23 protein-coding genes are annotated in these 26,814 nt (G+C 67.9%); 11 read left to right on the top strand and 12 right to left on the bottom strand.

The window, feature by feature from the left end; genetic code table 11:
• Nucleotides 1-30: 30 nt before the first annotated feature.
• From F4554_RS19840 to F4554_RS19830, 3 genes are read left to right on the top strand one after another with little or no spacing between them, the layout of a single operon-like run.
• Entirely contained in the window at nt 31-645 is a 615-nt protein-coding gene (locus F4554_RS19840; protein WP_179788956.1) for a hypothetical protein, read from the top strand.
• A complete protein-coding gene (locus F4554_RS19835; protein ID WP_179788955.1) occupies nt 642-1,304 on the top strand; it encodes a hypothetical protein in 663 nt (220 codons plus the stop codon). Before F4554_RS19840 ends, F4554_RS19835 begins: the two co-directional genes overlap by 4 nt.
• 24 nt (nt 1,305-1,328) lie before the next feature.
• Nucleotides 1,329-1,799 carry an HIT family protein gene (locus F4554_RS19830; protein WP_179788954.1) on the top strand — a complete coding sequence of 157 codons (471 nt, stop codon included), beginning with the start codon at nt 1,329-1,331 and terminating at the stop codon, nt 1,797-1,799.
• Between the two features lie 13 nt (nt 1,800-1,812).
• Here the strand turns inward: F4554_RS19830 and F4554_RS19825 are convergent, their stop codons facing one another.
• The gene (locus tag F4554_RS19825) at nt 1,813-2,787 is read right to left on the bottom strand and encodes a phosphotransferase (RefSeq protein ID WP_179788953.1); all 975 of its coding nucleotides are present in this window, start codon (nt 2,785-2,787) and stop codon (nt 1,813-1,815) included.
• Nucleotides 2,788-3,030: 243 nt separating this feature from the next.
• On the opposite strand from F4554_RS19825, the gene F4554_RS19820 reads away from it, so the two are divergent.
• From F4554_RS19820 to F4554_RS19810, 3 genes are all read left to right on the top strand, one after another.
• On the top strand, nt 3,031-3,930 hold the full coding sequence (locus F4554_RS19820; RefSeq protein ID WP_337796116.1) for an alpha/beta hydrolase fold domain-containing protein: 900 nt from the start codon (nt 3,031-3,033) through the stop codon (nt 3,928-3,930).
• 78 nt (nt 3,931-4,008) lie between these two features.
• On the top strand, nt 4,009-5,427 hold the full coding sequence (locus F4554_RS19815) for an IS1380 family transposase (RefSeq protein ID WP_179785658.1): 1,419 nt from the start codon (nt 4,009-4,011) through the stop codon (nt 5,425-5,427).
• Nucleotides 5,428-5,686: 259 nt separating this feature from the next.
• Nucleotides 5,687-6,109: a hypothetical protein gene (locus F4554_RS19810; protein WP_179788951.1), complete on the top strand. Its 423-nt coding sequence runs from the start codon at nt 5,687-5,689 to the stop codon at nt 6,107-6,109.
• Here F4554_RS19810 and F4554_RS19805 read toward each other — a convergent pair.
• The 3 genes from F4554_RS19805 to F4554_RS19795 are packed head-to-tail and all read right to left on the bottom strand — an operon-like array spanning nt 6,075 to nt 8,480.
• Nucleotides 6,075-6,863, bottom strand: a complete 789-nt coding sequence (locus tag F4554_RS19805) for a phosphotransferase (RefSeq protein WP_202889376.1) — start codon at nt 6,861-6,863, stop codon at nt 6,075-6,077. The genes F4554_RS19810 and F4554_RS19805 overlap by 35 nt on opposite strands.
• Before the next feature lie 44 nt (nt 6,864-6,907).
• Complete coding sequence (locus F4554_RS19800) at nt 6,908-7,813, bottom strand: carboxymuconolactone decarboxylase family protein (RefSeq protein ID WP_179788950.1); 906 nt, start codon at nt 7,811-7,813, stop codon at nt 6,908-6,910.
• Between the two features lie 19 nt (nt 7,814-7,832).
• Nucleotides 7,833-8,480 (bottom strand): TetR/AcrR family transcriptional regulator, encoded by a 648-nt coding sequence (locus F4554_RS19795; protein WP_337796115.1) that lies wholly within the window; start codon nt 8,478-8,480, stop codon nt 7,833-7,835.
• Between the two features lie 223 nt (nt 8,481-8,703).
• On the opposite strand from F4554_RS19795, the gene F4554_RS19790 reads away from it, so the two are divergent.
• Both F4554_RS19790 and F4554_RS19785 read left to right on the top strand, forming a co-directional pair.
• Nucleotides 8,704-9,213, top strand: a complete 510-nt coding sequence (locus tag F4554_RS19790; RefSeq protein ID WP_179788949.1) for a GNAT family N-acetyltransferase — start codon at nt 8,704-8,706, stop codon at nt 9,211-9,213.
• A 190-nt stretch (nt 9,214-9,403) separates the two neighbouring features.
• Entirely contained in the window at nt 9,404-10,054 is a 651-nt protein-coding gene (locus F4554_RS19785; RefSeq protein ID WP_179788948.1) for a hypothetical protein, read from the top strand.
• A 16-nt stretch (nt 10,055-10,070) separates the two neighbouring features.
• On the opposite strand, the gene F4554_RS19780 is transcribed toward F4554_RS19785, so the two are convergent.
• Nucleotides 10,071-11,693 (bottom strand): alkaline phosphatase family protein, encoded by a 1,623-nt coding sequence (locus F4554_RS19780; RefSeq protein WP_202889375.1) that lies wholly within the window; start codon nt 11,691-11,693, stop codon nt 10,071-10,073.
• Nucleotides 11,694-11,821: 128 nt separating this feature from the next.
• Nucleotides 11,822-13,177, bottom strand: coding sequence for an MFS transporter (locus tag F4554_RS19775; RefSeq protein ID WP_179788947.1), 1,356 nt, complete (start codon nt 13,175-13,177; stop codon nt 11,822-11,824).
• Between the two features lie 222 nt (nt 13,178-13,399).
• Here F4554_RS19775 and F4554_RS19770 point away from each other — a divergent pair, with 222 nt between their 5' ends.
• Nucleotides 13,400-14,242, top strand: a complete 843-nt coding sequence (locus tag F4554_RS19770; protein ID WP_179788946.1) for an HAD family acid phosphatase — start codon at nt 13,400-13,402, stop codon at nt 14,240-14,242.
• 75 nt (nt 14,243-14,317) lie between these two features.
• On the opposite strand, the gene F4554_RS19765 is transcribed toward F4554_RS19770, so the two are convergent.
• The 4 genes from F4554_RS19765 to F4554_RS19750 form a co-directional block, all read right to left on the bottom strand.
• Complete coding sequence (locus F4554_RS19765) at nt 14,318-15,913, bottom strand: GAF domain-containing protein (protein ID WP_179788945.1); 1,596 nt, start codon at nt 15,911-15,913, stop codon at nt 14,318-14,320.
• 147 nt (nt 15,914-16,060) lie between these two features.
• Nucleotides 16,061-17,572, bottom strand: coding sequence for a circadian clock protein KaiC (kaiC, locus tag F4554_RS19760; protein WP_179788944.1), 1,512 nt, complete (start codon nt 17,570-17,572; stop codon nt 16,061-16,063).
• Entirely contained in the window at nt 17,569-17,877 is a 309-nt protein-coding gene (locus F4554_RS19755) for a circadian clock KaiB family protein (protein WP_179788943.1), read from the bottom strand. Before F4554_RS19755 ends, kaiC begins: the two co-directional genes overlap by 4 nt.
• Nucleotides 17,878-18,042: 165 nt before the next feature.
• On the bottom strand, nt 18,043-19,269 hold the full coding sequence (locus F4554_RS19750) for a cytochrome P450 (RefSeq protein ID WP_179788942.1): 1,227 nt from the start codon (nt 19,267-19,269) through the stop codon (nt 18,043-18,045).
• 176 nt (nt 19,270-19,445) lie between these two features.
• On the opposite strand from F4554_RS19750, the gene F4554_RS19745 reads away from it, so the two are divergent.
• On the top strand, nt 19,446-22,622 hold the full coding sequence (locus tag F4554_RS19745) for an ATP-binding protein (protein ID WP_179788941.1): 3,177 nt from the start codon (nt 19,446-19,448) through the stop codon (nt 22,620-22,622).
• Here F4554_RS19745 and F4554_RS19740 read toward each other — a convergent pair.
• Both F4554_RS19740 and F4554_RS19735 read right to left on the bottom strand, forming a co-directional pair.
• Nucleotides 22,606-23,349 (bottom strand): ABC transporter permease, encoded by a 744-nt coding sequence (locus F4554_RS19740; RefSeq protein ID WP_179788940.1) that lies wholly within the window; start codon nt 23,347-23,349, stop codon nt 22,606-22,608. The genes F4554_RS19745 and F4554_RS19740 overlap by 17 nt on opposite strands.
• Nucleotides 23,346-24,287, bottom strand: a complete 942-nt coding sequence (locus F4554_RS19735; protein WP_179788939.1) for an ATP-binding cassette domain-containing protein — start codon at nt 24,285-24,287, stop codon at nt 23,346-23,348. Before F4554_RS19735 ends, F4554_RS19740 begins: the two co-directional genes overlap by 4 nt.
• A 577-nt stretch (nt 24,288-24,864) precedes the next feature.
• Here F4554_RS19735 and F4554_RS19730 point away from each other — a divergent pair.
• The gene (locus tag F4554_RS19730; protein ID WP_337796114.1) at nt 24,865-26,772 is read left to right on the top strand and encodes an ABC transporter substrate-binding protein; all 1,908 of its coding nucleotides are present in this window, start codon (nt 24,865-24,867) and stop codon (nt 26,770-26,772) included.
• Nucleotides 26,773-26,814: the final 42 nt, after the last annotated feature.

The raw sequence follows: 26,814 nt of genomic DNA, 5'->3' as shown, positions 1-26,814 counted from the left end.
TGTTGCCGTTGTGGATCGTTGGGGGTGTTGATGGGAGTACGTGAAGAGCGAGCCGCGCGGGCGGATGCTCGCCTGGCGCAGGCTCGGCAGGTGCTGGAGGAGCTGAGCCTGCTCGACCGATGGAAGGCGGTCGGCGATCCGGTGGTCGTCGGTTCGGTCGCGTTGGGCCTTGTCGTACGACCTGATGTGGATCTGGAGGTCTACGCCGACAGCCCGTCGATCCGGGACGGCTTCGGTGTGGTCGCCGCACTCGCGGAGCTGCCGAGGGTTCGTGCCATGCGGTACAAGGATGAACGCGACCGACCTCCACAGGGCCTGTATTGGAAGCTCGAGTACGAGCTGACGCCGGAGGAGACCTGGCACGTCGACATGTGGCTGTTCCCCCGCGATCTCGCCGACCGGTCCTCCGGGCAGCTGGCCGACGCGTTGACAGAGGCGCTCACCGAGAACCGGCGCGACGCTGTCCTGGCGATCAAGGAAGAAGCCGTCAGCCAGGGGGCTCGAGCTCACGGATACTGGGTGTACCGGGCGGTCATCGACGTGGGTGTGGTCTCCTACACCGAGTATCTCGACTGGCTGGGGGACAGAGACGTCTGGGAACGCACCAACTGGCGTCCCACGCCCGCAGGAGGAGGGTCACGATGAACTCGCCCGAGCCGGGGACGTTGCGGCTCGTGGGGGATCCAGGTCAGCGGCTCGCGTTCGCCGACCGGATTCGCGCCACCCTTGCCGAGGCGATCCCGGGCTCCACCGCCGAGCTGCGTGGGTCACTCGCGGCCGGCAACGCCGACGTCTACAGCGACATCGATCTTGGCTGGGCCGTGCCGGACGAACAGTTCGGCGCGGCCCTCGGTTGCGTGTCCACCGCGCTGGCTTACGTCGCACCGCTTGCGTCGTTCCGGTCCGATCCGGACAACCAGCGTTCGCCCTACCTGCGGCGACTGTTCGTCCGCTTCGACGGCCTGCCGCTGTTGTGGCGGCTGGATCTGGAAGTGTGGGCGGCATCCGTCGCGTTCGACACCTCGGTGGACGATGACCCGTCGGCGCGGGGCGACGAGTGGTGTCCGTACGAGAGCGCGCTGATGAACGCATTGGGCGCGATCAAGCAGGTTCTCCGCGGCCGGTCGGAGGTCGCTCAGGACGGCCTGACCCGTGGATTCCAGCGGGTGGGCGCTGATCCCCGTCTCGACCTCTCGACGCGGGACCGAGTGATCGAGCTGGCCGACCTGGTTGCGGCGGTTCGGCCGCACCTGCGTACCTTCGCCACCGACATCACCACCGCTGCTGTTCAGGAGCTGAGGTGACAGCACAGGCAGTGAGGAGTTCTGATGCCTTGGGCGAGCAACTGGAACGAACGAGTCGCCGGTGTCGCGTGTGAGCTGTGCGACGAGGGCCGGCCGGTGGAAACGAGGTCGGGGACGCGGGTACTTGCCAGCGCGGTCGCGGACACCTACCTGATGCGGCGTGCACTGGTACGGGGTTACGCGGTCGTCGTCTGGCGTGGTCGGCATGTCGTCGAGCCCACGGAGCTGTCTCTCGATGAGGCCGCACAGTACGGCCGCGACGTGTTGCGCGTCGGCTCGGCCATCCAGCGACACTTTCGCCCACTGAAGCTGAACTACCTGACCATGGGGAACTGGACTCCTCACCTGCACACGCACGTGACGGCTCGCTACGTCGACGACGTCGCTCCCGGCGATCCGCTCCCCGCCGGGAAGAGCGTGCTTCTGGCCGAGGACCAGTGGCGGGAGGACGCGGCAGCGCTGCGGGTACTTCTTGGCGACTCCACCGATCTCTGAACCTTCTCGCCGGTCACAGGCCGAGGCCGGCTGTTCGCTCGCGGAGCCGGCGCAGGTCATGGGCGACGTCTCGGAGGACTTCGACCGCCCAAGGCTTGCTCCGGTGGCCGCCGTCGGTGGTGAACTGGAGCTCGGCGAGCGTGCCGATGCGCGCGAGCCCACCGAGCAGGTCGACGTCAGCTGCTGTCAGCGGGCCACCGGCTTCGAGGTACGTGCGCCAGAACGCCATCGGATCCGGCGCTTGGATCGCGAGCGCGGCTTCGTACGCCAGGACGTCGACGTGGCAGCCCTCCCAGTCGATGACCGCGACGAGTTGATCCTGGTCGAAGATCAGGTTGCGTGGGTTGAAGTCGCCGTGCACCACACCGCGTGGCAAGAACCGTCCCGACGTTCGCAGATTCTCCAACCAGGCTTCGAGTTCGGTGGCCTCGCCGTCGAGGAACCGGAACAGCTCGACCACCTCGGAGGTGTGCGGCAGGTCCCGCTGCAGTACCGGCCGCACGGTCGACCACATGGTCGGTTTGTCGAGGACGGTGTGCGGGGCGTCTGCCGCACCGCGGTCGAGACCCGTGCCGGCACGGTGGATCCGAGCCATGGTCGAGGCGACCTGCGGCCAGCGCACGTCTGCCTCGACCTCCGTGCCCAGGACGCCGTGGACGTACGGAAAGATCGACAGAAGTCGGCCGCGCCAAGCCTGTAGCGTCTCGCCGTTGAGACCGGGCATCGCAGGTACGACTTCCCGTACCTCATGATGAAGCCGGCCGAGCACGGCGTGCTCGTAGACCACCCGCTCATGGCTGAGGTCGGATCGGCTCACCCGCATCACGTACGTGCCGTCGCCCGAATCGACTCGCCACGACTGGTTCATGAGCCCTTCGGTCATGAACGTCGGAGGTGCGTGCGCGACGTGGCCGAAGGATGCCTTGGCGGCCTCGACGATCTGGGCCCGCAGCAGCCACAGCGGACCCCACTGGTTGCCGTCCCACACCTTGGTGTCGTCGGCCGACAGTTCACCGACGGTCGGTACGGGCGTCTCCGGTGGTCCCGCCGTTCACCTCACCTTCGGACTGCCCCCACGCGGGTGCAAGCCTTGCCCACGTCGCCAAACACCTCAAGCGATTTCAGGCGCCTCCACGCTCACCGCCCGCCGTCCGCTCAGCGGGAGGTTGGCCGATCGTGGACAGGAGTCGGCCTTGGATTGCAGGGAGCCTGCCTCGCTAACGTCGCCGGCATGCTGATGACGATGCCCGAAAGGCCATACGCGGTGGAGCTTCGAAGTCCGGTCCGGTACGGAATGGTCCCTGGACTGCCCGTCTGGCAGGGTGCCCTCTACCTGGACCTGCTCATGCCCACACCGAAACCTGTGAGGCGAGCACCTGCGGTCGTCTATCTGCACGGCGGAGGCTGGCGAGATGGGGATCGGTCGCACGGCCTCTATCCATGGCACAGCCCCCATCTTGCCGTGCACGGCTTCGTCGTCGCCAACGTGAGCTACCGGATGAGTGGCCAGGCGCCGTTCCCTGCGCAGATCCACGACGTCAAGGCTGCGATCCGATGGCTTCGCGCGAACGCGTCCGACTACGGCATCGATCCGGATCGGATAGGGGTCTGGGGCGACTCCGCCGGTGGGCAGCTTGCCGCGTTGGCCGCGACCACGGCTGAGCGAGCAGACCTGGAAGGGGAGTGTGGCTCACCTGGATGGTCGAGCGCCGTTCAGGCGGCGGTCGTGCGCTGTGCCCCGAGCAACTTCCTCACACTGCCGCAGGAAGACTGGCAGGACGAAGTGCTGGACGCGCTCTTCGGCGGGCCGTCCACGAAGACCGCCGAACTGCGCCGGCTGGCCAGTCCCGAAGCCCACGTGCGTACGGGTGTTCCACCGTTCCAGGTCGTGCACGGCACCGAGGACGAGACCGTGCCGTTCGACCAGGCGGAGGCCATGGTCCGCGCCCTTCGTGCGCACGACGGGGAGGTCGAGTTCCACGTGATGGAGGGCGTTCACCACAATCTCCGAACGGATGTCGACCTGCCATGGGGATCCGAGCCGTGGACCGAAGCTCGCGGATGTCGGCACGAACCAAACTTCGCTAAGCCCGGATTCACCGATGGGCGTGGTGGTGTGAGCGTGGCGTGAGGAGCGGATGCCCTTGTGTGTTGGAGGATCGGACTTGTCGAAGGTCGAAACTCTGGCACTACGAAGGGCATCCGCAAGATGCAACTGTCTCACACGTTCGCGGCGACTTCGGCGGTGTTCGACGAGCCGAATCTGGTGTCGTCGGCAGGCCTGGTCCCGGTGATGGGGCTGGCGGAGTCGGCTGGGTTGGCCGACCTTGTCGATGCATGTCTGAGCGTGCCGACCGATAAAGGTGCCAACGCCGGCTCGAAGGTGGCGTCGCTGGTGGGTGGGATGGTCGCCGGGGCGGACAGCATCGACGACATGGCGCTGCTCCGCCATGGTGGGATGGGCCGGGTCTTCACCGGCACCTATGCGCCGTCGACGCTGGGGTCGTTCCTGCGCTCGTTCACCTTCGGCCACGTCCGCCAGCTCGATGCGGTCGCCTCGCGGCTGCTGACCGGGCTGGCGACCAGGACGCCGCTGGTGGCCGGGATCAACGGCATCAATGACTACGCGGTCGTCGACATCGACGACACGATCGTCGAAGTCCACGGGTATGCCAAGCAGGGGGCGGGGTTCGGCTACTCCGGAGTGCGCGGCCTGAACGCCCTGCTGGCCACGCTCACCACCGGGCAGACCGCACCGGTGATCGTGGCGCAGCGGCTCCGCAAAGGCTCCTGCGGCTCCGCACGCGGCGCGAAACGCCTGGTTCGTGACGCGTTGAAGACCGTGAAGACCCTCCGAGGCGCCGGCACCGAAGAGTCGTCTGCGGCCCCTGTGCTCGTGCGGGCGGACTCGGCGTTCTATGGCCGGCCCACCATCGCCGCCGCTGTCGGCGCGGGCGCGCAGGTGTCGGTCACCGTCCGCCTGGACACGCCCGTGAAGAAGGCCATCGCCACCATCGCTGACGACGCGTGGCACACGATCGAGTACCCGCACGCGGTCTATGACGAGACCACCGACTGCTGGATCTCCCGGGCTCAGGTCGCAGAGCTACCGTTCACCGCCTTCAGCGGGAAGAAGAAGGCCGACCAGGTGCCCGGCCGGCTGGTGGTCCGCCGCATCCCCGACCTCAACACCACACCCGGGCAGGACGGCCTGTTCGACGTGTGGCGGTTCCACGCCTTCTTCACCACCGTGCCCACCCAGGCGATGGACACCGTGACCGTGGACAAGACCCACCGAGCCCACGCGATCATCGAACAAGTCCATGCCGACCTGAAGAACTCAGCCCTGGCGCACCTGCCCTCGGGCCGGTTCGCCGCGAACGCCGCCTGGCTCGTCCTGGCCGTGATGGCGTTCAACCTGACCCGCGCCGCGGCCACTCTCACCGGGCCGGCGCTGGCCCGCGCGACCACGGCCACGATCCGCCGCAAGCTGATCGCCGTCCCCGCACGCATCGCGCACTCCGCCCGACGGATCACGCTGCACCTGCCGACCGCCTGGCCGTGGGAAACCGCGTGGACACGCCTGTTCACCCACGCCTGCGGGCCACCCACCCCGGCAACAACCTGACCACCCAGCCTCCTACGGCGCGAACCGGAACCCCGAACGTGGACACCTGGCAACCAGGCCAGGCGAAAGCGCCTGCCCCCAACCACAGCCCAGCAGCAACGCGCCCCCGGAAACGATCACCTACAGCCCATCGGTGGATTCGGGCTAAGGTGCCGGACGTGGCCTGATCTCTCGCGCAGCCTGTCATCCCCGCGGCGTTCGCTGTCTCGGTTCGCGCCGTCGTTCCCGCGCGCTGACACGCTCGCCAACCGAACTCGTCGTGCTGGACACCGACCTCACCGCCCGCCCCGAGCACGACAGTTCGGAGGAGGCATGGCTCGGGTTCATCGACACGTGGTTGCGTACTGCGGTCGGAGTGGCACAGGGAGGCCACAGCCTGGTCCTCGTCGGCTACTCGATGCCCCACCAGTGGGAGCAGCAAGCACTACGGCACTTCCTCGGCCACATCATCTACATCGCACTCGTGTGCTCCGACGACGAACTCGACCGACGCCTCCGCGAACGCTCCTGGATGGGATCTCCTTGCGAACGCGCCCCGCTCCTCGAACTGAACCGCACGTTCCGCGCCCGCACCGACATGACCGTCGTCGAAACCGATCACCAGTCACCGGAAGCCGTCGCCGAGCTAATCCTGTCCCTGACCTGCCTCAGGTCGCGTCCCAAAGACGGCGGTAGTAGCTGATCCGGTCGTCGTCGCGATCGATGCCGTACGCGTCCAGCAACTCGTCTTCGTAGGCGGGGGAGTAGTTCCAGGGCAGGCTGTAGGTCGCGATGGCAAGATCGGCCCAACGGTCGGCAACGCCGAGGCTGCCCAGGTCGACGTGCCCAGCACAGTTGCCGTCGGGACCGATCAAGGTGTTCGGAACACACGCGTCGCCATGGCAGACGACCAGGTGGTCCTCCTCCGGCGCGATGTCGAGCAACACTCTGTCGTCGGGGTTCGCGATCTGGGTGCGTCGATCGCTGATTCGCCAGGACCACGGACACTCCGACACCGGAAGCCGCTCATGAAGCATCCGAAGTCCGGTCCCGATGGCACGGGCGGCGCGCCGTGGTTCGGCCTTCCACCGCGGCGCGACCGCCGACATGGCCGGAATCCCCAGCGTGTGGAGCCACGTCGAGGAGTCGCTGTCCCGTCCGTGCCCCAGTACCTCCGGTACGACGGTGTAGCGCGCCGCCCAGGCGAGCTTGCGTGCCTCGCGTTCGAGGTCGATCTCGGGGTGGTCCGGTGCCCACTTGACGTACTCCGTGTGGTCGTCCCGGTCCAGGCGGTAGGTCCTGCCGCCGAGATCGTTTCGCCAGGCCAGCCGGATCGGGTCGCCTGCTGCGATAGTCGCCACCACCGGAGGTGCGTCCGCGATGTCGACCCGCTGATGGGGATCGGAGAAGAGGTCGCGGTGAGCCATCTCGGGATCGGGAACGCCAGGCGCGGTCACCGGTGGAGAGTACCGACGTCGGTCGGGTGACAGGAAGACGTATCTCAGTCCGTACGGGTGCCGGAGAAGGGGAACGTCCCGCCACCGGCGATCGTCACCGATCCCGCGAAGATGTCACCGTCGATCGAGGCGGTCACGCTGAGGTCGAACCTCGCCGGTTCTGTCATCTCCGCGGTGAACTCCAGGTGGCCCCCGCCGTCGACTGTGCCCGACATGATCGGGGCGGTCACCCCGAGCATGGTGTCGTACATCGTGCCGGACACCGCGCCACCGGAGGTCTTCAGATCCAGGATGATCTCCTTGCTCCCGGCCGGGTGGACGAACGTGATGCTCCAGCGGCCGTCCGCGCCGATCTTGCCGCTGCTGGGACGGTCGGTAGCGACAGGGACCTCCGCGGCCTGCGGCGGCAGCACCCGTTCGCCCAGCGCCGGCTGACCGGGCTTCACCGGGACGCCGGCCGAGTTCAGGAAGCCGGCCATCATCCGGTAGTACCCGACGAGGAAGAGCACCTCCAGGATCTCCGCGTCGTTGCGCGTCGCGGTCAACGCGGCCCAGGTCGTGTCGGAGACGAACGCGTCCGCGCACAGTTCGTCGGCGGCCCGGAGTACCGCGTCGTCCTCGGGCGCCCAGGTCGCTCCGGGATCGGAGAGGGCGTTGATCTCGTCGGCGGTCGCGCCGGCGCCGAGGGCGGCCGGCACGTGGTTGGCCCATTCGTACGGCGCCTCGCAATGGAGCGCCACCCGGAGGATCGCGAGTTCGCGGATGCGGGGGTGCAGTGTGCCTTGCCCGAGCAGGTAGGTGCCAAGGCCGGAGAACGAGTTCGTCAACTCGGGGTTGCGTGCGAGCACCTGGACGACTGTGTCGGCGCCGAGCTTCGCCAGCTTGCGTTGCCCGGGCTCCATCTCCTCGATCGGAAGTGGCCGAATCCGTGGAGTGGTGGCGTACGGCATGACGGATCTCCTTGTGGGATTAGGTTTTCTCGTGCCGTTCGATGGCGTCGAGCGCCTTCTTGGCGTCGTCCTTGCTGAGCAGAGGACGGGAGTAGAGGTCGATCAGGGCACGCGCGACGATGTTGTCGCCTTCGGGACTCAGTGCGTCGACGCCGATCGAACGGGAGACGTGTTCGTGCAGCACCGTGAGCGAAAGCGCCATCGCCGTGTGCACCGCGGCCCGAGCCCTGGGACTGGCGCTCGGCTGGTCCGTCCGGGCCTGGTCCAGGTCGGCGTGCCACTGCGTACCGAGTTCGACCATTTCGTCGAACACCGCTGCGGCGCCGCCCTCGACGAGAGCGCGTGCGAGGTACGCCTGGTACGGCGCTCCCGCGATCCGTGCCGCCGCGACATAGCTGCCGCCTTCGGGTTCGGCGCCGGCGCGCACCTGGTCACTCAGTCGGTGGATCACCTGTGCGAGGTGCGCGTCGCAGGCCTCCCGAAGGGCCTGCTTGGACCCGTAGTGGTGCCGCACCAGACCCAACGAGACACCCGCCGTCTCGGCGATGCCGCGGATCGTCGCGCGCTCGAAACCGTGCTCGCCGAAATGCTGCATCGCGGCGTCGCGGATCCGGGCTCGTGCGGTCAGGTCGTCCGCATCGGGGCTGACGTGCGTCACAAGGGTCACTCCAGAAGAGCCGACTGTACGTGCGTACAGCTGACTATACACACGTACAGCCGCAGGGGGATCAAGTTCTGGTGGAGGATGCGCCTCACGGATGAAGAGGAAGTGGTGCTCCGGACAAGGGCACCGGACAGTGCCTGTTCGTCGAAGGCAGGTGAGGCGGACCAGCGACGGCCGCGACAATATTGCGATGCGTCGAGTTCGGTCGACGTGGTAGATCACGACGATGACGTACGTGATTCGTTCGGTCGAGTCGGAGCAGGAGCTTGTCGGGGCCTTCGACGTCCTGGGAGCGCAGTTCCCGAAGCCGTTCACCCACGAGGACCGTCGGTTCGCCGATCTCGCTCGCCGATTTCCGCAGGACGCTTCGATGATGCTGGTCGTCGAGGACGGCGGACGCCTGGTCGGCGGGGCGCTCGCCTTCAGGGGAGGCGAGGCGGGCCCAGGCTGTGACGTGACCCTAAGGATCATCGCGCTCGTTCCCGAACACCGGGGAAGAGGGATCGGGCGTCGGCTTGTCGAACGCGTCGAGCAGGAGGCGACCAGGCTCGGTGTGCGCGGGATCGGCCTGGGCGCCGACGAGGCGGTCGGCTTCTACCAGCACCTGGGATATCGCGGTAAGGGCGGGATGTACAAGGCGCTGCCACTGTCGTCGAACCACGGCGACCCCGACAGCCGACGGCGCGCTCTGGAGGAACTCCGCGAACGCCGCCTGGCTCGACTGCGCAGCCACTGAGCAGCTTCGGCGGAAACAACTGGCTTTCGTGTAAATCTGGATCCGGAGACAAGTCGGTCGGTATCGAAGCAATATTCCGGACACCGTTCGGAGTGGAATGCAGCCGATTCGGGCAAAAGAGTGCCGAGTGTGCTGACCTCGACGACAGCACGTCGCGACTTACAGGTGTCAGAAAGCAGGAGCCAGTCAGATGTTCGCCATGCTCATGCGCAGACGGTGGCTCGGCCGGGCAACCGTGGTCTCCGCAGCCGTCCTTCTCGCCGGCGTGGGCGCGGCGGCCTACGCCGCGATCCCGGACGCGGGTGGCACGATCCACGGCTGCTACCAGACCTCCCAGGGCGCCCTCCGGGTGATCGACCCGTCCGCGGGCGGCTCGTGCAGGCCGAGTGAGTCCGCCCTCGACTGGAGTCAGACCGGCCCCCAGGGACCTCAAGGGCCGCAGGGACCTCAGGGCCCGCCAGGGCCGGAGGGCTCGGGCCACGCCTTCACGGCGACCTCGGGCGGATCCGTTCCCATCCACGGGCCGACCGTGGTCGTCACGCTGAGCGGCCTGCCCGCGGGAACGTACCTCGTGTGGTCGCCGATCGAGGTGGTGGGAGACACCGACAGCGGTACGAACAACACCTGCCTGTTCGTGGTGAACGGCAGCACGCTCGTGGTGGGGGAGGGCGACACGTTCATGTACGACGCCAAGGACCCGGGATTCGGGCGGGCGGACATGTTCGCGATCATCACCGTGCCCACCGACGACAGCTCCATCGCCACCCGGTGTGACGCGAACACCGATGGAGCACAGGAGTTCGGGCGTACGACCGCACTCAAGGTCGGAGCGGTGAACTGACGACGGGCACCTCCGGTCAGGGTGTACGCACGGACCGCAGCGCGCTGGAGAGGTCGGCCACCTGAGCGTCACGCGAGGACAGGGGCTGCAGTCTGAGACCGCGCTCGATGGTGGCCAGGATGGAGGTCGTGTCGTAGACCGTGTGGTCGACCCCGGAACGCGGGAGCGAGCGACTGATCAGCAGCGCGGGGATGCGGGTGCCGGGGCCGAACGCGTCGTACACCCCCGGGGTGGGGCTTCCCTCTCCGGGCGGGGACACGTGGTCCCACTGGCCGCCGAACTCGTCATAGGTGACGACCACCAGGGTGTCGCCGGCCTGCGGTCCGTTCACGACCGCTTCCAGCAGGTCGACGAGGTGGTCGCTCCCGTCGGGCTCGCTCGCGTACCCGGGGTGTTCGTTCTCCGCGCCGTACGGCTTGACGAAGCTGACGCTGGGCAGCGTGCCAGCCTTCGCCGCGGCGACGAACTCCGTCTCGTCCCGCAGGTGTGCTCGGCCGGGTTGTCCTGGTGCGTAGTTGGCGAAGTAGTTGAGCGGCTGGTGGTGGTACTGGAAGAGCGGCCCGGGGTGGCCGGCTGCGGCGTCGTCCCAGCCGCCCGCGTACCAGTTCCAGGACACACCCGCGTCGCTGAGCCGGTCGCCGATGTTCGGATAGGTGGCGTCGTCGACCAGAGCGATCTTCACTCCGTTGCTCGCCGGGGGACTGGACGGCTGAACCGTGTTGACCGCGTAGTCACCGCAGGCCTTGTCGAAGTCCGCCTTCGAGCCGTCGGCACACACCACCGTGAGCTGGCCGTTCACGACCCCGCGGCGGGTTGCGGTGTACTGCGGGAACGACGCCGGCATCCCGTTGCTGTCAACGACGGAATGCCGTGCACCCAGGGCTCCGCCACTGCTGTCGATCGGTGCCCGCGCGGCGACGAGATACTGGTGGTTGAGGAACGATCCGCCGTTCGCCGCCTGGAAGAAGTGGTCGGCGACGACGTACTTCGGCGCACCGGGGGAGTGAAGGTACCGGTAGATCGGCAGTCGTGTCGTGTCGTACACACCCATGGCCAGGCCGATGGCATCGCTGCCCGTGACGTAGCGGTCCTGCCTGCCGCCGTCGAGTTGGTACTTCTCCTCGTAGAAGCGGTGGTTCAGGTCGCGGGTGCAGCCGCCGGGCTCTGCGCCGGGGCTGTCCTTGAGAATCCCCTCCGGATTGGGCGCACCCGGTGCGGGACACGTCCTGTCGGTCGGGGCGATGTAGTCGTCGATGGTGAACGGCGCGTTCGTGAACCGGCTCGCACTGATGCCGTGCGTGCTGTCGGTGCACGTGGTCGGCAACGGAGGAGACTTGAGGTTCACGTCCCGCTGCGGCAGGCATGCGAACGGCGTGCCGTCCTGCGCGACCTGAACGGTGTGCGCCGGGTCGGCGGCGGACAGACCCTCGACAGTCTCACCTTTGACCTCGCCCCACCTGCCGTACAGGTTGTCGAAGCTGTGGTTCTCCTCGTAGATCACGACCAGGTGGTGGTAGTTGCCGACCACCTTGGGAGGGCCGCCGTTCGCGACGTCGGCTGCCACCACCCGCGTCGCAGGCGACGTGGCCGACGTGAGAGCGAGGATCCCGAGGAGCGAGAGGCACGACCCGACCGACATCGCTCGCATCCGACGGCGCATGATTCCTCCCCAACCAGCCGGGGTTGTTGATCTGGCCGTCAGGGTGACAGCGAAACCCTGGTCTGTCGAGGGATCCTGACGAGCGCCGCCACCGCTGCCCTCGTTCCCTAGAGCTCTGCCAGCCGGGGCGCGTTCTCCACGTCCGGGCGGAACGACGCGTACGCCGTGGCGACGATGCCGATGACGGCGATCGCGGCGGCGTAGACGACGACCGGCCACACGCTGTCGAACGCGGCGGTCAGCGCCGTGGCGATCAGCGGTGCGAAGCCTCCGCCGAGTGTGTTGGAGATCTGGTAGCCGATGTTGACGCCCGTGGTGCGGGCCTCCACGTCGAACATCTCGGCGAGCATCGTCTGCAGCGTTCCCTGCATCGCCACCCCGGGGATGACGAAGCCGACGACCATCCCCAGCCAGATGAGCACCGCCACGTCGGTCTGGTAGAGCGCGAAGGTCGGATAGATCAGCAGCGCGAAGCCGACGCACGCGCCGATGTAGGTCGTACGACGGCCGATCCTGTCCGACAGGCTTCCCCACAGCGGCGCGACGACGATCTGCAGAGCGCCGACGATCATCGTGCCGATGAAACCGACCTGGGCCTGCGTGCCCTTCGACACCATGTAGGCGAGGCCGAAGGTGAGGATGACGTAGCCCGCGATGCTCTGCGGCAGGCCGATGAGAATGCCGAGTACGGCGTTCTTCGGGTGTCGGAACACCTCCTTCAACGGGAGTTCGCGCTTGGCCTGTTTCCCCTGGTTCGCCCGGAGGTTGCTCGCGTGCTCCTTGAACTCCTCGGACTCCTCCAGTTTGGAACGGAGTACGACGGCGATGACCGCGAGCACGAGCGCGAAGAGGAACGGGATGCGCCATCCCCAGGTCATGAAGAACTCTTCGGAGCCGATGCCGAGCGCGGCCATGAACCCTGCCGATGCGACGTTCGCGACCCCCGCGCCACTGATCAGCAGGGCGCCGAACAGGCCACGTCTGCCCACCGGTGCGTGCTCGACGACGAGCGACGCGGCGCCGCCCATCTCACCGCCCACGAACAGGCCCTGCAGCATCCGGAAGAACAGCAGCAGGATCGGCGCCGCGACTCCGATGGAGTCCGCGGAAGGGATGAGGCCGATGGCGGCGGTGACGATGCCCATCCCGACGACCGTCATCATCAGCGCCTTCTTGCGTCCCATCCGGTCGCCCACGTGACCGAACAGCAGACCGCCGATCGGTCGCAGGAGGAATCCGAAGGCGAACGTCGCGAACGACTCCAGCGTGCCCACCGTGCTGTTGGAGTTGGGGAAGAACACCGCGGGGAAGACGGTCGCGGAGGCGAGTCCGTAGAGGTAGTAGTCGTAGTACTCCATCAGCGTGCCGATGGCCCCGCCCGCGACCATGCGTCGCTGCTTGGGTGGTACGGCGACGGTCCGCGTTCCGCGTTGTTGCTCGTCCGTGCGCGGCGTCGGTTCCATGGGAGTCTCCTTGTCGCGGGTCCGGTCTGTCGCGGGTGCGGTCTGCAGCGGTCCGGTCTGCTGCCAGGCGTGACACCCCTGTGTACTCCCTCGACCCGGCAGTTGATCAACGCACCCCGGGCCGGACGACACGCCGCCCGAGCCCGGGCCGGCCGAGTGGCGTCCACGACCGCGTGGGATTAGGTTGCGCAGGCAACGTTTCACTCCTGATGGGAAACCACTGTGTTCGGGAAGTCCTGGCGTCACCCCTCCCGCCGGTTCGCCGTCACCGCGGCCGTGCTCGCCGTCCTGTCACTCGCCGGTGGAGGCGTCGCGGTCGCGGCGTCGACCGAGCCCGCGATCAAGACCTTCACCCCGCACTCGGAACGTCAGATCACCAACATCGACGTGCTCCGGCAGCAGATCCGCAACTACTACGGCGACCCGTCCGGCACCGGCGTCGCCGCGAACGACAGCAACTACGCCAAGGAGGCCGAGTCCGTCGCGGCCAAGGGCGAGCGCTGGCTGAGCCGGCCGCATCGCACGCACGGGACGAAGGCCATCGTCCTCGACGTCGACGACACAACGCTGGCGACCTGGAACTACGAGATCTTCAGCAACTGGGCTTACAACCCGGCCACCAACGCCACCTTCGTCACCGAGCAGCGCTTCCCCGCGGTCTTCGGGATGATCGACCTCGTTCGCACCGCCGAGCGCGAGGGCTACGCGGTGTTCTACCTGACCGGCCGCCCGGCCGCCCAGGAGGACGCCACGCTGGGCAACCTCACCGCCGACGGGACCGGGGTGGACGCGGGCTACCCCAAGCCCACCGACCTCAGCGCCGACGAGGACGGGCTGTTCACCAAGCCGGCCGTCGCCGACTACCCCGACTATCTGCGGACCGCCTGCGCCGGCGACCCCAACGGATCGTGCACGACGATCCACTACAAGTCCGCCACGCGTAAGCACATCGAGTCCCTGGGCTACGACATCGTGGCGAACTTCGGCGACCAGTACAGCGACCTGAAGGGCGGCTACGCCGACCGGACGTTCAAGCTGCCGAACCCGAACTACTACCTGCCCTGACCGCCGACCTGCCGAACGGCAGGACACACATCGACGCCCGGCCGGGACAGTGACGCTGCAGGTGGTGGCGCTGCCCTATCCGACGGTCGAGCCGGAGGGGTTGGGTACGGTCCATTCGACCATGGTGCGCATGTCCCGGTCGGTCCGGCGCGTGCAGGTGCCGCCGAGGCGGTCGGCCCTGGCCCGTAGCTCTGTTGGGCAGGTCGAGCGATCCGGCGCGTGAGGCGGGGCGTCGTCGGTCACCTTGAGAGCAATGCTCGTCTCTGATGCGTGGACAAGCACCTCGACATGCCCAGGTGAGTTGGTAGCCGCACTCGCCAACGCCTCGCGGACCGCGCAGATCAGCTCGGCTCCAGGTGCGGGTGAGATGCCGTCGACGGATCCGTACAGGACCAGTCGTGGCACGAACCCAAGGATTGCCAGGGACGAGTCGATCTCGTGAAGTAGAGCATCGGACACCGACGGCTGCGACAGGTTGTCGGTGGGGGAGAGCTCCGGCCCTGGGTCGCCGACACCGAAAATCGTCGCGCGCAGTTGCTGGATCAAGTCGTCGAGCTGGCCGACCTCGTGAGTGAGCCGGTCGCGTAGCTCCTTCTCGGTGGATCGTCCCTCGATACTGTGCAACTGCGTGCTGATGGAAAGCATACGTTCCATCGCTACGTCACAAAGCTTGCCGGCCAACTGTTCGCGGTCTTCCAACAGACGGCTCTGCACACCGATTCGCTGTTGCTCTACGCGTTGCAGGACAGGAGTGACCTGGTCGGCGAAGATGCTGACGAGACTTTTCTCGGCTTTGGCGCACTCTGCCAGCGGAGCGTTCTGGAGCCACCCGGAGAACAGCACTCCGGCGAACCCGTCGCGGGCTGCAAGCGGTATGAACATCGCCGTGCCAATGGGGCCGACTTCACCGGCCCAGTCAAGAAGTAGGTCCATACCGGGCTCGAGGGTGACATCGTCGACAATCACCGACTGGCCCCGCTGCAGGACCTCCCGGACCAGACCTCTGCGCGGGAGGCGAATCCGGACAGCGCACATTCGGGACCACTCCAGGATTCCCCGCAGCGTTCCGTTCGGGTCCGCCGGATCCGTCAGGGCAATGGCTGTGCAGTCGGCACCGGCGAGCTCCCTCAGGCGTTTCGTCACCAAACGCATGGCCCGATCGAGGTCGACCTCCCCGAGCAGGAGTGTGGCGATTTCCGCCGCGATGTCCGGCCACCCACGTCGTTGGGGTTGGCGGTCGTGGATCGTGGCGTTCTCGATAGCGCAGTACGTGGCGTTGACAAGGGAGGCCACGGCGGTTTCGTTGGCGACGGTGAACTTTTGCTCCTGCTCGTCGGACACGACGCAGAGATACCCGCGAAGGTCGTCCCCTTTCCGGATCGGAACCACGAGGAGACCACGGGCCTGCGAAAGGTGGCGGCGAAGAGTTCGATGGGCGGCTGGGTATCTCGACAGCTCGTTGATGCGGACTGGATCCTTCGCGTCGCCGACGACACCGTGCAACTGAGTTATCAAGGGGTCGTAGCTCACGTCCGGAGCACTCCGAAAGCCGCTGGTGACAACTTTGGGGACAAGTCCCCCGATATCGAACATCAACACGCCGTAGCGTCGGCCGACGAGGCGGCAAGCCGCCTCGACGATGCCTTCCAGAACCGGATCGAATGTCGCCACCGGACGCCGTGATTCGGCAGACCACCCGGATGCCTGGGACCGCCAGGAGTCACGTGAGGGTACAGCCGAACGGTGGCTATTGGTGTCAGCCACTCGACCATGCTACGCGCACCGGCCGGTGACTCGTCGCGGTGCGACGGTGGTGGATCAGGGGCCTAGGGTGGGGTGCCCAGGAGAGATGGGCCACTGCGGGTTGTCCGGAAGGCTTATCGTGCCGCCCTGGAAAGCCGGAAGCCGATCGCCGATGTGCATACCCCGCTCGTCGATGTGGATCATTCTGATGGCGTGGTCGTGTGTGGATCCTCGTGTCTGCACGACGGCGATGGCACGTTGGATTTCCCGTTCGGGCGTTTCGACATAGCGGTAAAGAATCGTGACGTCGGTGAAGCTGGCGATTTCTACCGAGATGGGAGGGCTGGCGCGGCCGGCGGTCCCGCTGGGGGCAGACGTCAGCAACGCTGTGGTCTCGCCTTGCCGCAGCAGGGATCCGAGCGAGATGACGAAATCGAGTAGTGCCCGTGAGGAGCCGATTCGTTCCAGCGCGGAGAGAGTGTCGACAGCCAGGCGTTGCGGACGGTACTCCCTCAAGACGGCCCACAACCGCATGAAGTGATCATCCAGTGCGGCGGTCTCGGGGTATTCGCTGTTGACCCGCAGGAGTCCGGAGGCCTCCATCTCGTTCAGGTCGAGACCCCAGCCAGCGGCATTCCGGTTGAGCTGCTCACGGGTCTCGTCGAAGGTGTAGAGGAGGCAGCGTTCGCCGGTGCGAACGCCCTCGGCGATGAACTGGAGGCTGGTCAAGGTCTTCCCTGTCCCGGTGGGGCCGGTGATGAGGATGATGGCGTCCCGGAAGAAGCCGCCGCCGCACATCTCGTCCAGTCCGCGTATCCCCGAACTGACCCGCTCGCTGGCCGCGGCCGGCCGGTGGACGATGTAGGCCATCGGAATGACGACCAGGCCGCGTTCGGGGTCGATGGTGAAGAGCCACTCGCCGCTGCGGTGCTGGGCTCCGCGGAGCTTCACGACCTCGACCGTACGGCGACGCCTCTGCTCTGCCAGGTAGTTCCGCAGGATGACCACGTTGTCGACCACGAACTCCTCGACGTTGTGCCGGGACACGCCGTCGTACTCGGAGATACGTTCGGTTGTCACCACCGAGGTGACGCCGAGTTGCTCCATGCCCGCGACGATTCGGAACAACTCGTAGCGGACGACGCCACCCAGCGGGAATCTGCTGAAGATGGCTCCGAGGGAGTCGATCGAGACCCGTTTGGCACTGATCCGGCGCGTGGCGGCACCGATCCGGGCGAGCAGCCCGCCGAAGTCGTACTCCCCGATCGTCGGTGCTTCGTCGGCGACCTTGGCCGACGCATCGACGAAGGTCCACTTTCCCTGGGCTTCCCATTCCTCGATCGGGAAGCCGAGGGAGGCGGCATTGCGGCGGATGTCGTCGGCGGTCTCCTCGAACGTGACGAAAACGCCAGGTTCGTCGAACTGGGCGATGCCGCGGGCGAGGAACTCGACGGCGAACAGGGTCTTGCCGCTACCGGTGGTCCCGGAAACCAGACAGCATCGGCCTGCTGGCAAGCCTCCCACGGCGACCTCGTCGAAGCCGCTGATACCGGTAGGAACCTTGTCGAGTACGGCGAAATGCCTCATGTCTCCGCGTCCTCCTCTGCGCGCCCGTCAGCGTCGGGAAGGCCAAGTGCCGACGCTGCCCGCTGGTGGTCGGAGAGGACTCCTATGACTCTCCGCCGCGGCGGAGGGTCAGTTCTTATCACCGTTGGTGTCATCAGAATCCGTGCTTCTTCGGCCATCTCCGGTCGACTGTCAAGGTCGATCACCTCCACCGCGTACCGCCCGGCCACCCGCGACTCGCACACTTGCCGCAAGTTCCACAAGGCGGTCTCGGACCGCTCTGCGCGCTGGTCGGCGACGTACAGCCGGAAGGTGTAAACCGTCATAACGGGGCGCTCGTCCAATCCATCCCTTAAGGCGGTGGTCTCCCCTCGAGCGTCACCCGCGTCGGCCGACGGCGCCCTCAACCAGGGGTCCTGTCCTTGCCCTACTCTTGGTCGCCTCTGCGCGCTGCCGGCGTCGTAACCGGCACCGATGACCTGACATGTGCTCTACGGCGCCGTTTCGGTCCAGGTGACCGGGAGCTCGTGCACGCCGTAGATGTTCATGTCGGTCCGCAGTCTCACCTCGCCGGCGGGGACGGCGAGCGCGAGGGTCGGAAACCTGCGCAGCAGTCCGGCGAAGCCGGCGCGCAGCTCGATGCGGGCCAGTTGCTGGCCAAGACACTGGTGGACGCCGTGGCCGAACGTCAGGTGGCCGCGGGCGTTGCGGCGGAGGTCCAGGGTGTCGGGGTCGTCGAAGCGCAGCGGGTCGTGGTTGGCGGCCAGCAACGAGACGACGACGGTCGACCCCTTGCCGATCGTCTCGCCGCCCAGCTCGACGTCCTCGCTGGCGTAGCGGTAGAAGATGTCCGCCACGGACAGGTAGCGCAGGAGTTCCTCGACCGCACCGGGCATCAGGTCCGGGTGGGAGCGCAGCTCGGCCAGCTGTTCGGGGTGCTCCAGCAGCGCGAACGTGCCCAGGGCCAGCAGGTTGGCGGTGGTCTCGTGGCCGGCGAGCAGCAGCAGGAAGGCAACGCCGACCAGTTCCTCGATGCTGAGGTCGTCGTCGCGCGCGAGGTCGGAGAGGATGTCCTCGCCGGGCTCGGTGCGCTTGCGGGTGACGAGTTCGACGAGGTAGGCGGTCATCGCGCCGTACGCCGACATCTTCTCCTCCAGGGACTGGTCCCTGACCAGGAAGCGCGCGGAGTTGACCTGGAAGGTGGCCCGGTCCTCGTAGGGAACGCCGAGGAGTTCGCAGATCACCAGCGAGGGCACCGGCAGGGCGAACTCCCTGACCAGGTCGACCGGCGGGGTGAGGCGGGCCAGCTCGTCCAGTTGCCGCTCGGCGATGTCGACGATCTGCTCCTCGAGCATCTTCATGCGCCGGACGGTGAAGGCGCCGACGAGCTTGCGCCGCAGCCGGGTGTGGTCGGGCGGGTCCATGGCGATGAACAGGCCCGGCACCTGCGGTGACGGCTCGGTGGCCGCGGGCATGCCAGGCGTCTCGTACGGCACGTGGACGACGCCGAGGTCCTGGCGGGAGCTGAACCGCGTGTCGGCCATCAGCCGGCGGACCGCTTCGTAGCCGGTGACCAGCCAGCCCTGGTGACCGTCGGGGAAGACCATCGGGCTGACGGGTCGAGCCTCGCGCAACCGGGTGATCGCGTGGGGCGGGTCGAAGGGGCCCGCGTCGCGCTCCATGGGCAGGCCGTGCGGGATGGAAACCAGCTGGCTCATCGGGATGTCCCTTTCGTGGCGTCGTCTTCGTGGGCGTCGTTTCGAGGCGTCGGTGTGGCCACGGTCCCCGACGGGCCTGACACGGGCCTGACACGGTTCTGACGCCGACCCTCCCGTCCCCGGCCGCCACGTCGGCGGTTCGAAGGGCCGCCGATCGCCATGGCAAAATCAGCCGGATGCAGGTCGGGATACTCGGACCGTTCGAGGTTCGTACGGACGACGGCGCCCTGGCCGACGTGCCCGGCGCCCGGTTGCGCGCGCTGTTGGCCGCCCTTGCCCTCGAGCCGGGGCGCGCGGTCCCGAAGGCCACGCTGGTCGACTGGATCTGGGGTGAGTACCCACCCGCCGACGCGGCGAACGCCCTGCAGCGCCTGGTGTCCCGGCTGCGGAAGGTGCTGCCGGCCGGGTCGGTCGAGGGGCAGCCGGACGGCTACCGGCTGTTGGTCGACCCCGACGCCGTGGACGCCGTACGTTTCGAACGCCTCCTCGCCCGTGCCCGCGACGACGAGGACCCCCGGCGGCTGCGCGAGGCCCTCGCTCTGTGGCGCGGTCCGGCCCTGCAGGACGTCGCCCTGCCCGACAGCGTGGCGTTCGACGCGGCCGCCACCCGGCTGGAAGGGCTGCGCCTGGCGGCCATGGAGGACCGGTACGACGCGGAGATCGACCTCGGCCACGGCGCGGAACTGGTCAGCGAGCTCACCGACCTGGTGGCCGCGCATCCGGTGCGCGAACGCCTGGTCGCGGCGTTGATGCGTGCCCTCGTCGCCACCGGCCGGGACACCGAGGCGCTGCGCGTGTTCGAGCGTACGAGGGAGATCCTGGCCGACGAGCTCGGAGCCGACCCCTCCTCGGAGCTGTCCGCGTTGCATGTCGCGCTGCTGCGGGGCGAACTGGGGCGCCGGGAGCAGCCCGTCAGGACCAACCTGCGGGCCGAGCTGACCAGCTACGTCGGCAAGGACGCCGACGTGACCGCGGTCCGCGAACTCGTCGCCGACCACCGGCTCACCACCCTGATCGGGCCGGGCGGCTCGGGCAAGACCAGGTTGGCAGCCGAGACCGCACGCACGCTGGTAGGCGACCTGCCGGACGGTGCCTGGATGGTCGAGCTCGCGGCCATCGGAGCCGACGGTGACGTGGCGCAGGCGACGCTTGACGCGCTCAGACTGCGGGACGCGTTGCTCGGCGAGGCATCGGACGCGGAGCCGACGGACCGGGTGGTCGCCGCGGTTCGCGACCGGGCGATGGTGCTCGTCCTGGACAACTGCGAGCACGTGATCGACTCTGCCGCGACGTTCGCCCACCGGGTGCTGGGTGAGTGCCGGCGGTTGCGGATCCTCGCGACGAGCAGGGAGCCCCTCGGCATCACCGGTGAGGCTCTGTGGCCGGTCGCGCCGTTGCTGCTGCCCGCCGAGGACGCCGAGCCCGGCGAGATCGAGTCCGCTCCGGCCATCCGGCTGCTGCGGGACCGGGCCGGCGCCGTACGCAACGAGCTCGCGACCGACGCGGCCGACGCCCACACGCTGGCGACGCTGGCACGCGTGTGCCGGGCACTGGACGGGATGCCGCTGGCGATCGAACTCGCCGCGGCCAGGTTGCGCACGATGTCCCTCGACCAGCTCGCCAACCGGCTCGACGACCGGTTCCGCCTGCTGACCGGCGGCAGCCGGACCGCGCTGCCGCGGCACCGGACGCTGCGCGCGGTGGTCGACTGGAGCTGGGAGCTGCTCACCGACGCCGAGCGCGTGGTTCTGCGCAGGCTCTCGGTGTTCTCCGGTGGCGCGAGCATGGAGGCGGCCGAGGGAGTCTGTGCCGGTGACGCGGCCGAGGCGGGTACGGCCGAGGCGGGTGCGGTCGAGCCGGGTGCTGTCGAGCCGGGCCAGGTGCTGGAGTTGCTGACCGCGCTGACCGAGAAGTCGCTGCTCGTCACCGAGGGCGAGGGGGCACCGCGCTACCGGATGCTCGGCACGATCAAGGAGTACGCCGCGCAGCGTCTCGCCGAGGCGGGGGAGTCGGAGTCGACGCGCCGTGCCCATCTGGCGTACTTCACCGAGCTCGCCGAGACCGCCGAGCCGCATCTTCGCCGCGCCGAACAACTGCGGTGGCTTGCCACGTTGGAGGCCGAGCACGACAACCTCGCCGCCGCGATGCGTGGTGCGCTCGCGGCCGGCGAGGCGCAGGGCGCGATGCGGCTCACCGCTTCCGCCGGGTGGTACTGGATGCTCGGTGGGCACCGGGCCGAGGGCATCGAGCTGTCCACCGCCGCCGCCGGCATGTCCGGCGAGGTCACCGACGACGTGCGGGCGACGGCGTACGCGTTCGCCGCGTACTTCGTCACCGCTGGGCAGGCCTCCGAGCACCACGCGCAGGAGTGGATCCACCAGGCGTACGAGATCAGCCAGCGGGTTCGGCGCCCCCACCCGGCGCTGGGGTTCGTCGCGGTGCTGGAACGCATGCTGCGGGAGCCGGACGACTTCCTGCCCGCGTTCGAACCGCTGCTCGTCGCCGACGACCCGTGGACGCGCGCGAACGCCCGCCTGACCCGTGGCCGGATGCGCATCCTGCTCGGCCGCGACGAACGCGAGGCGGACGCGGACATCGAGACCGCGCTCGCGGAGTTCCGCGAGCTCGGCGAACGCTGGGGTGCGGGCTTCGCGCTGGCCGCCCTGGCCGACCGGCTGGCCACGCGAGGGGAGTTCGACCGCGCGTGCCGCCTCTACGAGCAGGCGGTCGAGGCCGTCAGCGAGGTCGGTGCGATCGAGGATGTGCTCCGAATCCGGGCGCAGCAGGCGCAGGTGTACTGGCTGTCCGGCGACGATCGGTCGAGCGCATCCGCGATGGCCGAGGCGCAGCGGTGCGCGGAACGGATCGTCTGGCCGGACGCGCTGGCCCAGCTCGCCCTGGCGAAGGCGGAGCTCGCACGCTGGCGGGGCGACTCCGGCGAGGCTCTCCGGGAGGTGGCCCGGGCCAGGGCGGTGCTGGCGGACGGCGAGGAGTACAGCAGGGGAGTGACGTACGACCTGCTCGGCTACCTCGCCGAGGATCTCGACCAGTCCCGCGAACACCGGATCGCGGTCTTCCACGCGGTGTCCAGGGAGGGGAACGCGCCCCTGATCGCGCGGGCACTCGTCGGGATCGCGGACCTGGCGCTGCGCCGCGAGCAGTACGAGCAGGCCGCGCGGTTGCTCGCGGCGAGCACGAGCGTACGCGGCCTGCCGGATCGCTCCCTACCGGACGTGGCCCGCATCGAGCAGGCCGTCCGGCATCGCCTCGGTGACACCGTGTTCACCGAGGCGACGCGGGAGGGGAGTCAGGCGGACTGGCGGGAGCTGGCCGCGGTCACGCTCGCTTCCTGAACGTGGACCGCGCCCAGACGTACCCGACGAGCGCGATCCCGGCGCACCAGGCGACGGCGACGATCGCGTCGCCGGACGACGGCGCGCCGTTGAGCAACCCACGCAGGGTTTCGATGATCGGCGTGAACGGCTGGTACTCCGCGAACTGGCGTACGCCGGGCCCCATCTTCTCCGCCGGCACGATCGCACTGCTGAAGAACGGCAGCATCACCAGCGGCACCGAGGCGAGGCCTGCCGTCTCCGGGGACTTCGCCGCCAGTCCCAGGGCGATCGTGAGCCAGCCGGCCGCGAGACCGAGCAGTACGACCATGCCGACCGCGCCGAGCCAGTCGAGGAGCCCCGCCGACGGGCGGAACCCCAGCGCGAAGGCCACCCCGACCAGGGCGGCGACGGCGACCAGGTTGGTGAGAACGCTGGCGACGACGTGTCCGGTCAGCACCGCGCCGCGGGAGACGTCCATGACCTTGAACCGGTTGATGATGCCCTTCGTCATGTCGGAGTTGACAGCCGTCGCCACCGACCCCAGCCCGTAGCAGACGGCCAGCAGCATCAGGCCCGGCGTCGCGTAGTCGACGTAGTCCACCCCGACGCTGAACGCGTCTCCGAGCATGTAGACGAACATCAGCATCACCACGACCGGCATCAGGACCGCGTTGAACACCGTCATCGGGTTCCGGGCGATGTGCTTGAAGTTGCGGCGCAGCATCACCGTCGAGTGGGACATCATTTCGCGACCACCTCCGTGGCGTGGCCCGTCAGGGCGAGGAAAACGTCGTCGAGGTCGGGGGTGTGGACGGAGAACTCCTCGGCACCGATCGAGTACTCGTCGAGCCTGTCCAGCAGGGCCCGCAGCGACCTCGTGCCGCCGTCGCCGGGAACCCGCAGGGTCAGCGCCTCCTCGTCCCGCGTGGAGTCGGGGAGGATCAGCGCCGCCGCCTCGAGCTCCTCGGCGGTGGCGAACCGGAGCCGGACGTGGGTCCCTGGGAGTTGGCGCTTGAGCTCGTCGGGGGTGCCCTGGGCGACGAGGCGGCCCTGGTCGAGGACCGCGATCCGGTCGGCGAGCTGGTCGGCCTCGTCGAGGTACTGCGTGGTGAGGAAGATCGTCACGCCGTCGGCGACCAGCTCCCGGATGATCGACCACATCGTGCGCCGGCTACGCGGATCAAGACCCGTCGTCGGCTCGTCGAGGAAGATGATTCGCGGGTTGCCGACCAGGGTCATCGCCAGGTCGAGCTTGCGGCGCATGCCTCCGGAGTACGTCGAGACGGACTTTCGCGCGGCCTCGACGAGCTCGAAGCGCTCCAGCAGCTCGGTCACGATCCGCCTGCCCTCCTTGGCGCGTACCGGGGAGAGATCGACCATCAGCTGGAGGTTCTCCTGCCCGGTCAGAAGCTCGTCCACCGCCGCGAACTGACCGGTGACCCCGATGGCGGCGCGTACCGCTCTGGCCTCGGTCCCGACGTCGTGCCCGGCGACGCGGACCGTCCCGCTGTCCGCCCTGATCAGGGTCGTCAGCACGTTGACGGTCGTCGTCTTGCCAGCGCCGTTCGGGCCGAGCAGGGAGAAGATCGTTCCCGCGGGGACGTCAAGGTCGATGCCGTCGAGCACGATCTTGTCCTTGTAGGACTTCCGCAGTCCGGAGACCGCGATCGCTGAACTTGTCATGCGGTGACTCTCGCCGGGCGGGCTGACACGGGCCTGACCTCGCCCTGACACGGCCGGCCGGGCCCCGCGTCGGGAGGGGCCCGGTGACGTGGGGGCTCCAACGCGTGATCAGGGTTGTGCACCGGGTCACAAAGACGGTACGAAATCCCTCGTACACGGCCGGTCAGCGTTATGCCGTTGTTAGGTGGCCGAAATCGGAAAAGCGACGGTAAACCAAGGTGGCGTACCTATTCTTCTCGTCACCCCGGTGAAGCTCGGCCAGTACGGCGGCCTCACCGTTTTCTAGCTGCAGCGTTGGGAATCGGTGGTGAAACGCATGGTCCGTAGGACAGCGAGCAACGACCCCGCAGTCGAGAACCAGCAGGGAGGGCTGACGCGCCGGGCGCTCCTGTACGGTTCCGCGGTCGCGGCGGCGGCCTTCACCGTTGCCGGCTGTAACTCCAGTTCGGGTGGGCAGGAGGGAGGGTCGAAGAAGAAGGCTGCGGCCCAGTCCGGAAGCGCGAACCGGAAGGGCTCGGCGAGCAAGCCGCTCGCGCCACCGTCTTCGTTCAAGGAAGCTCCTACGCTCGCCGCGCAGGTGAAACAGGGGAAGTTGCCGCCCGTCGAGAAGCGGCTGCCGGAGAAGCCCTACGTCGTTCCGCACAACTGGCTCGACCCTGGCAAGTACGGCGGCAACGTCCGGATGATGCTGCCCGCCACCGACGACGGGCAGATGAAGGAGTACATGTACGGTCACTCCCCGCTGCGGTGGCTCAACGACGGCCTCGACATCGGCCCGGGCCTCGTCGAGAGCTGGGAGTCCAACGCCGACGCCTCGGAGTGGACGCTGCACTTCCGCAAGGGGCTGAAGTGGTCCGACGGCCAGCCGTGGACCACCGCGGACGTGATGTTCTGGTGGGAGGACATGGTCCTCAACACGCAACACCCCGAGGTCCCGCCGGACGAGGCGAAGTCGGGCAAGGGGACGGTCATGAAGATGACCGCACCGGACGACTACACGCTCGTGATGAAGTTCGACGCGCCCGCCCCGCTCACCGCCGACCGGCTCGCCATGTGGGTCAACCGTGGCATCGGACCCGGTTGGATGGAGCCGAAGCACTACATGAAGCAGTTCCACCCGAAGTACAACAAGAAGGTCGCCAAGAACTGGGCCACCGCCGACGGTGAGTTCGAGAAGAAGCGCAACTGGCAGATCAACCCGGACAGCCCGACCATGACGGGCTGGCGGCTGAAGTCGTACAAGGAAGGCCGCCAGATCACCTGGGAGCGCAACCCCTACTACTGGTGCGTCGATCGGCAGGGCAACCAGCTTCCCTACGTCGACACGCTCGTTGCGTCCGCCGTGCAGAACCCTGAGGTGGCCAAGCTCCAGATCCAGCAGGGCAAGATCGACTACACGTTCGGCGGATTCATGGGCGTGGCGCTGAGCGACGTGTCGGGGCTCAAGCAGGCGCAGGCGAGGAGCAAGGTCGTACCCATCCTCTGGGACGCCGGCGACGGCACCGGTGCGGCGTTCTTCTTCAACTACGACTACTACGAGGCGAATCTGCGCAAGCTGATCCGCGAACCGAAGTTCCGCCAGGCACTCTCGCTCGCCTTCAACCGCGACGACGCCCAGAAGTCGATCTACTTCAACACCGGCGAGAAGACCACCGGGACGATGAGCGTCAAGGCCATCGAGTACCACGTCAACGACGAGGGCAAGGGGGTCTACAAGCAGTGGCGCGACTCCTACGTGAAGCACGACCCCGAGGCGGCGAAGAAGCTGCTCGACGAGCTTGGCGTGGTGGACAAGAACGGTGACGGCAAGCGGGAGGCGCCGGACGGCAGCAAGCTGATCGTTCGGCTGCAGTACGCCTCCAACGTCAGCAACGACTACAAGAAGCTGAACGATCTGCTGGAGCGGGACTGGAAGGCGGTCGGAATCGACGCCCGTCAGTTCCCCATCTCGCCGGAGGCGTACGGCACGGAGTGGAACAACGGCAAACTCATGTCCAACTCCGGTTGGGGCGTCGGCGACGGTCCCAACTGCCTGGTCTACCCCCAGTGGCTCGTCCCGTTGGAGCCGAGCCGCTGGGCGCCGTTGGAAGGGCAGTTCTACAACGTGATCGGCACCCCGGACGAGGGGAAGCAGAAGAACGTCGACCCGTTCAAGCGGACACCGCCCCGGATGGAGCCCGAGAAGGGTGGCCCGGTCGACCGGCTCTGGAAGCTCTACGACCAGAGCAAGACGACAGTCGACGAGATGGGACGGAACCGCCTGGTGTGGGAGATGACGAAGATCCACATCAAGGAGGGACCGTTCTTCCAGGGCTCGGTGTCGAACGCGCCCTCGGTCATGCTCGCGCACCAGGAGCTGAAGAACGTCCCCCGCAAGGAAAACCTCGCCCAAGGCGGGTTCACGGCTCCGTGGATCCACCCGACACCGGCGGTCTACGACCCTGAGACGGTGTTCTGGGAGAATCCGGAGCAGCACAAGATCTGAGCCGCTCGGTCGGCCTGTCGCATCGGTGGCCGGCGCCCTCGG

Source organism: Actinopolymorpha rutila, assembly GCF_013407855.1.
In the GTDB taxonomy this organism is placed as follows: Bacteria; Actinomycetota; Actinomycetes; order Propionibacteriales; family Actinopolymorphaceae; genus Actinopolymorpha; species Actinopolymorpha rutila.
Note: the sequence above shows the minus strand (reverse complement) of the source record. Positions and strands in the feature narration are given on the sequence as shown.

Coding starts and splice junctions, on each gene's coding strand:
- F4554_RS19790 (WP_179788949.1), top strand. CDS start 8,704: ATGACGTACGTGATTCGTTCGGTCGAGTCGGAGCAGGAGCTTGTCGGG.
- F4554_RS19830 (WP_179788954.1), top strand. CDS start 1,329: ATGCCTTGGGCGAGCAACTGGAACGAACGAGTCGCCGGTGTCGCGTGT.
- F4554_RS19755 (WP_179788943.1), bottom strand. CDS start 17,877: ATGACGGTTTACACCTTCCGGCTGTACGTCGCCGACCAGCGCGCAGAG.
- kaiC (WP_179788944.1), bottom strand. CDS start 17,572: ATGAGGCATTTCGCCGTACTCGACAAGGTTCCTACCGGTATCAGCGGC.
- F4554_RS19785 (WP_179788948.1), top strand. CDS start 9,404: ATGTTCGCCATGCTCATGCGCAGACGGTGGCTCGGCCGGGCAACCGTG.
- F4554_RS19735 (WP_179788939.1), bottom strand. CDS start 24,287: ATGACAAGTTCAGCGATCGCGGTCTCCGGACTGCGGAAGTCCTACAAG.
- F4554_RS19775 (WP_179788947.1), bottom strand. CDS start 13,177: ATGGAACCGACGCCGCGCACGGACGAGCAACAACGCGGAACGCGGACC.
- F4554_RS19750 (WP_179788942.1), bottom strand. CDS start 19,269: ATGAGCCAGCTGGTTTCCATCCCGCACGGCCTGCCCATGGAGCGCGAC.
- F4554_RS19800 (WP_179788950.1), bottom strand. CDS start 7,813: ATGCCGTACGCCACCACTCCACGGATTCGGCCACTTCCGATCGAGGAG.
- F4554_RS19745 (WP_179788941.1), top strand. CDS start 19,446: ATGCAGGTCGGGATACTCGGACCGTTCGAGGTTCGTACGGACGACGGC.
- F4554_RS19820 (WP_337796116.1), top strand. CDS start 3,031: ATGCTGATGACGATGCCCGAAAGGCCATACGCGGTGGAGCTTCGAAGT.
- F4554_RS19835 (WP_179788955.1), top strand. CDS start 642: ATGAACTCGCCCGAGCCGGGGACGTTGCGGCTCGTGGGGGATCCAGGT.
- F4554_RS19815 (WP_179785658.1), top strand. CDS start 4,009: ATGCAACTGTCTCACACGTTCGCGGCGACTTCGGCGGTGTTCGACGAG.
- F4554_RS19740 (WP_179788940.1), bottom strand. CDS start 23,349: ATGATGTCCCACTCGACGGTGATGCTGCGCCGCAACTTCAAGCACATC.
- F4554_RS19780 (WP_202889375.1), bottom strand. CDS start 11,693: ATGTCGGTCGGGTCGTGCCTCTCGCTCCTCGGGATCCTCGCTCTCACG.
- F4554_RS19840 (WP_179788956.1), top strand. CDS start 31: ATGGGAGTACGTGAAGAGCGAGCCGCGCGGGCGGATGCTCGCCTGGCG.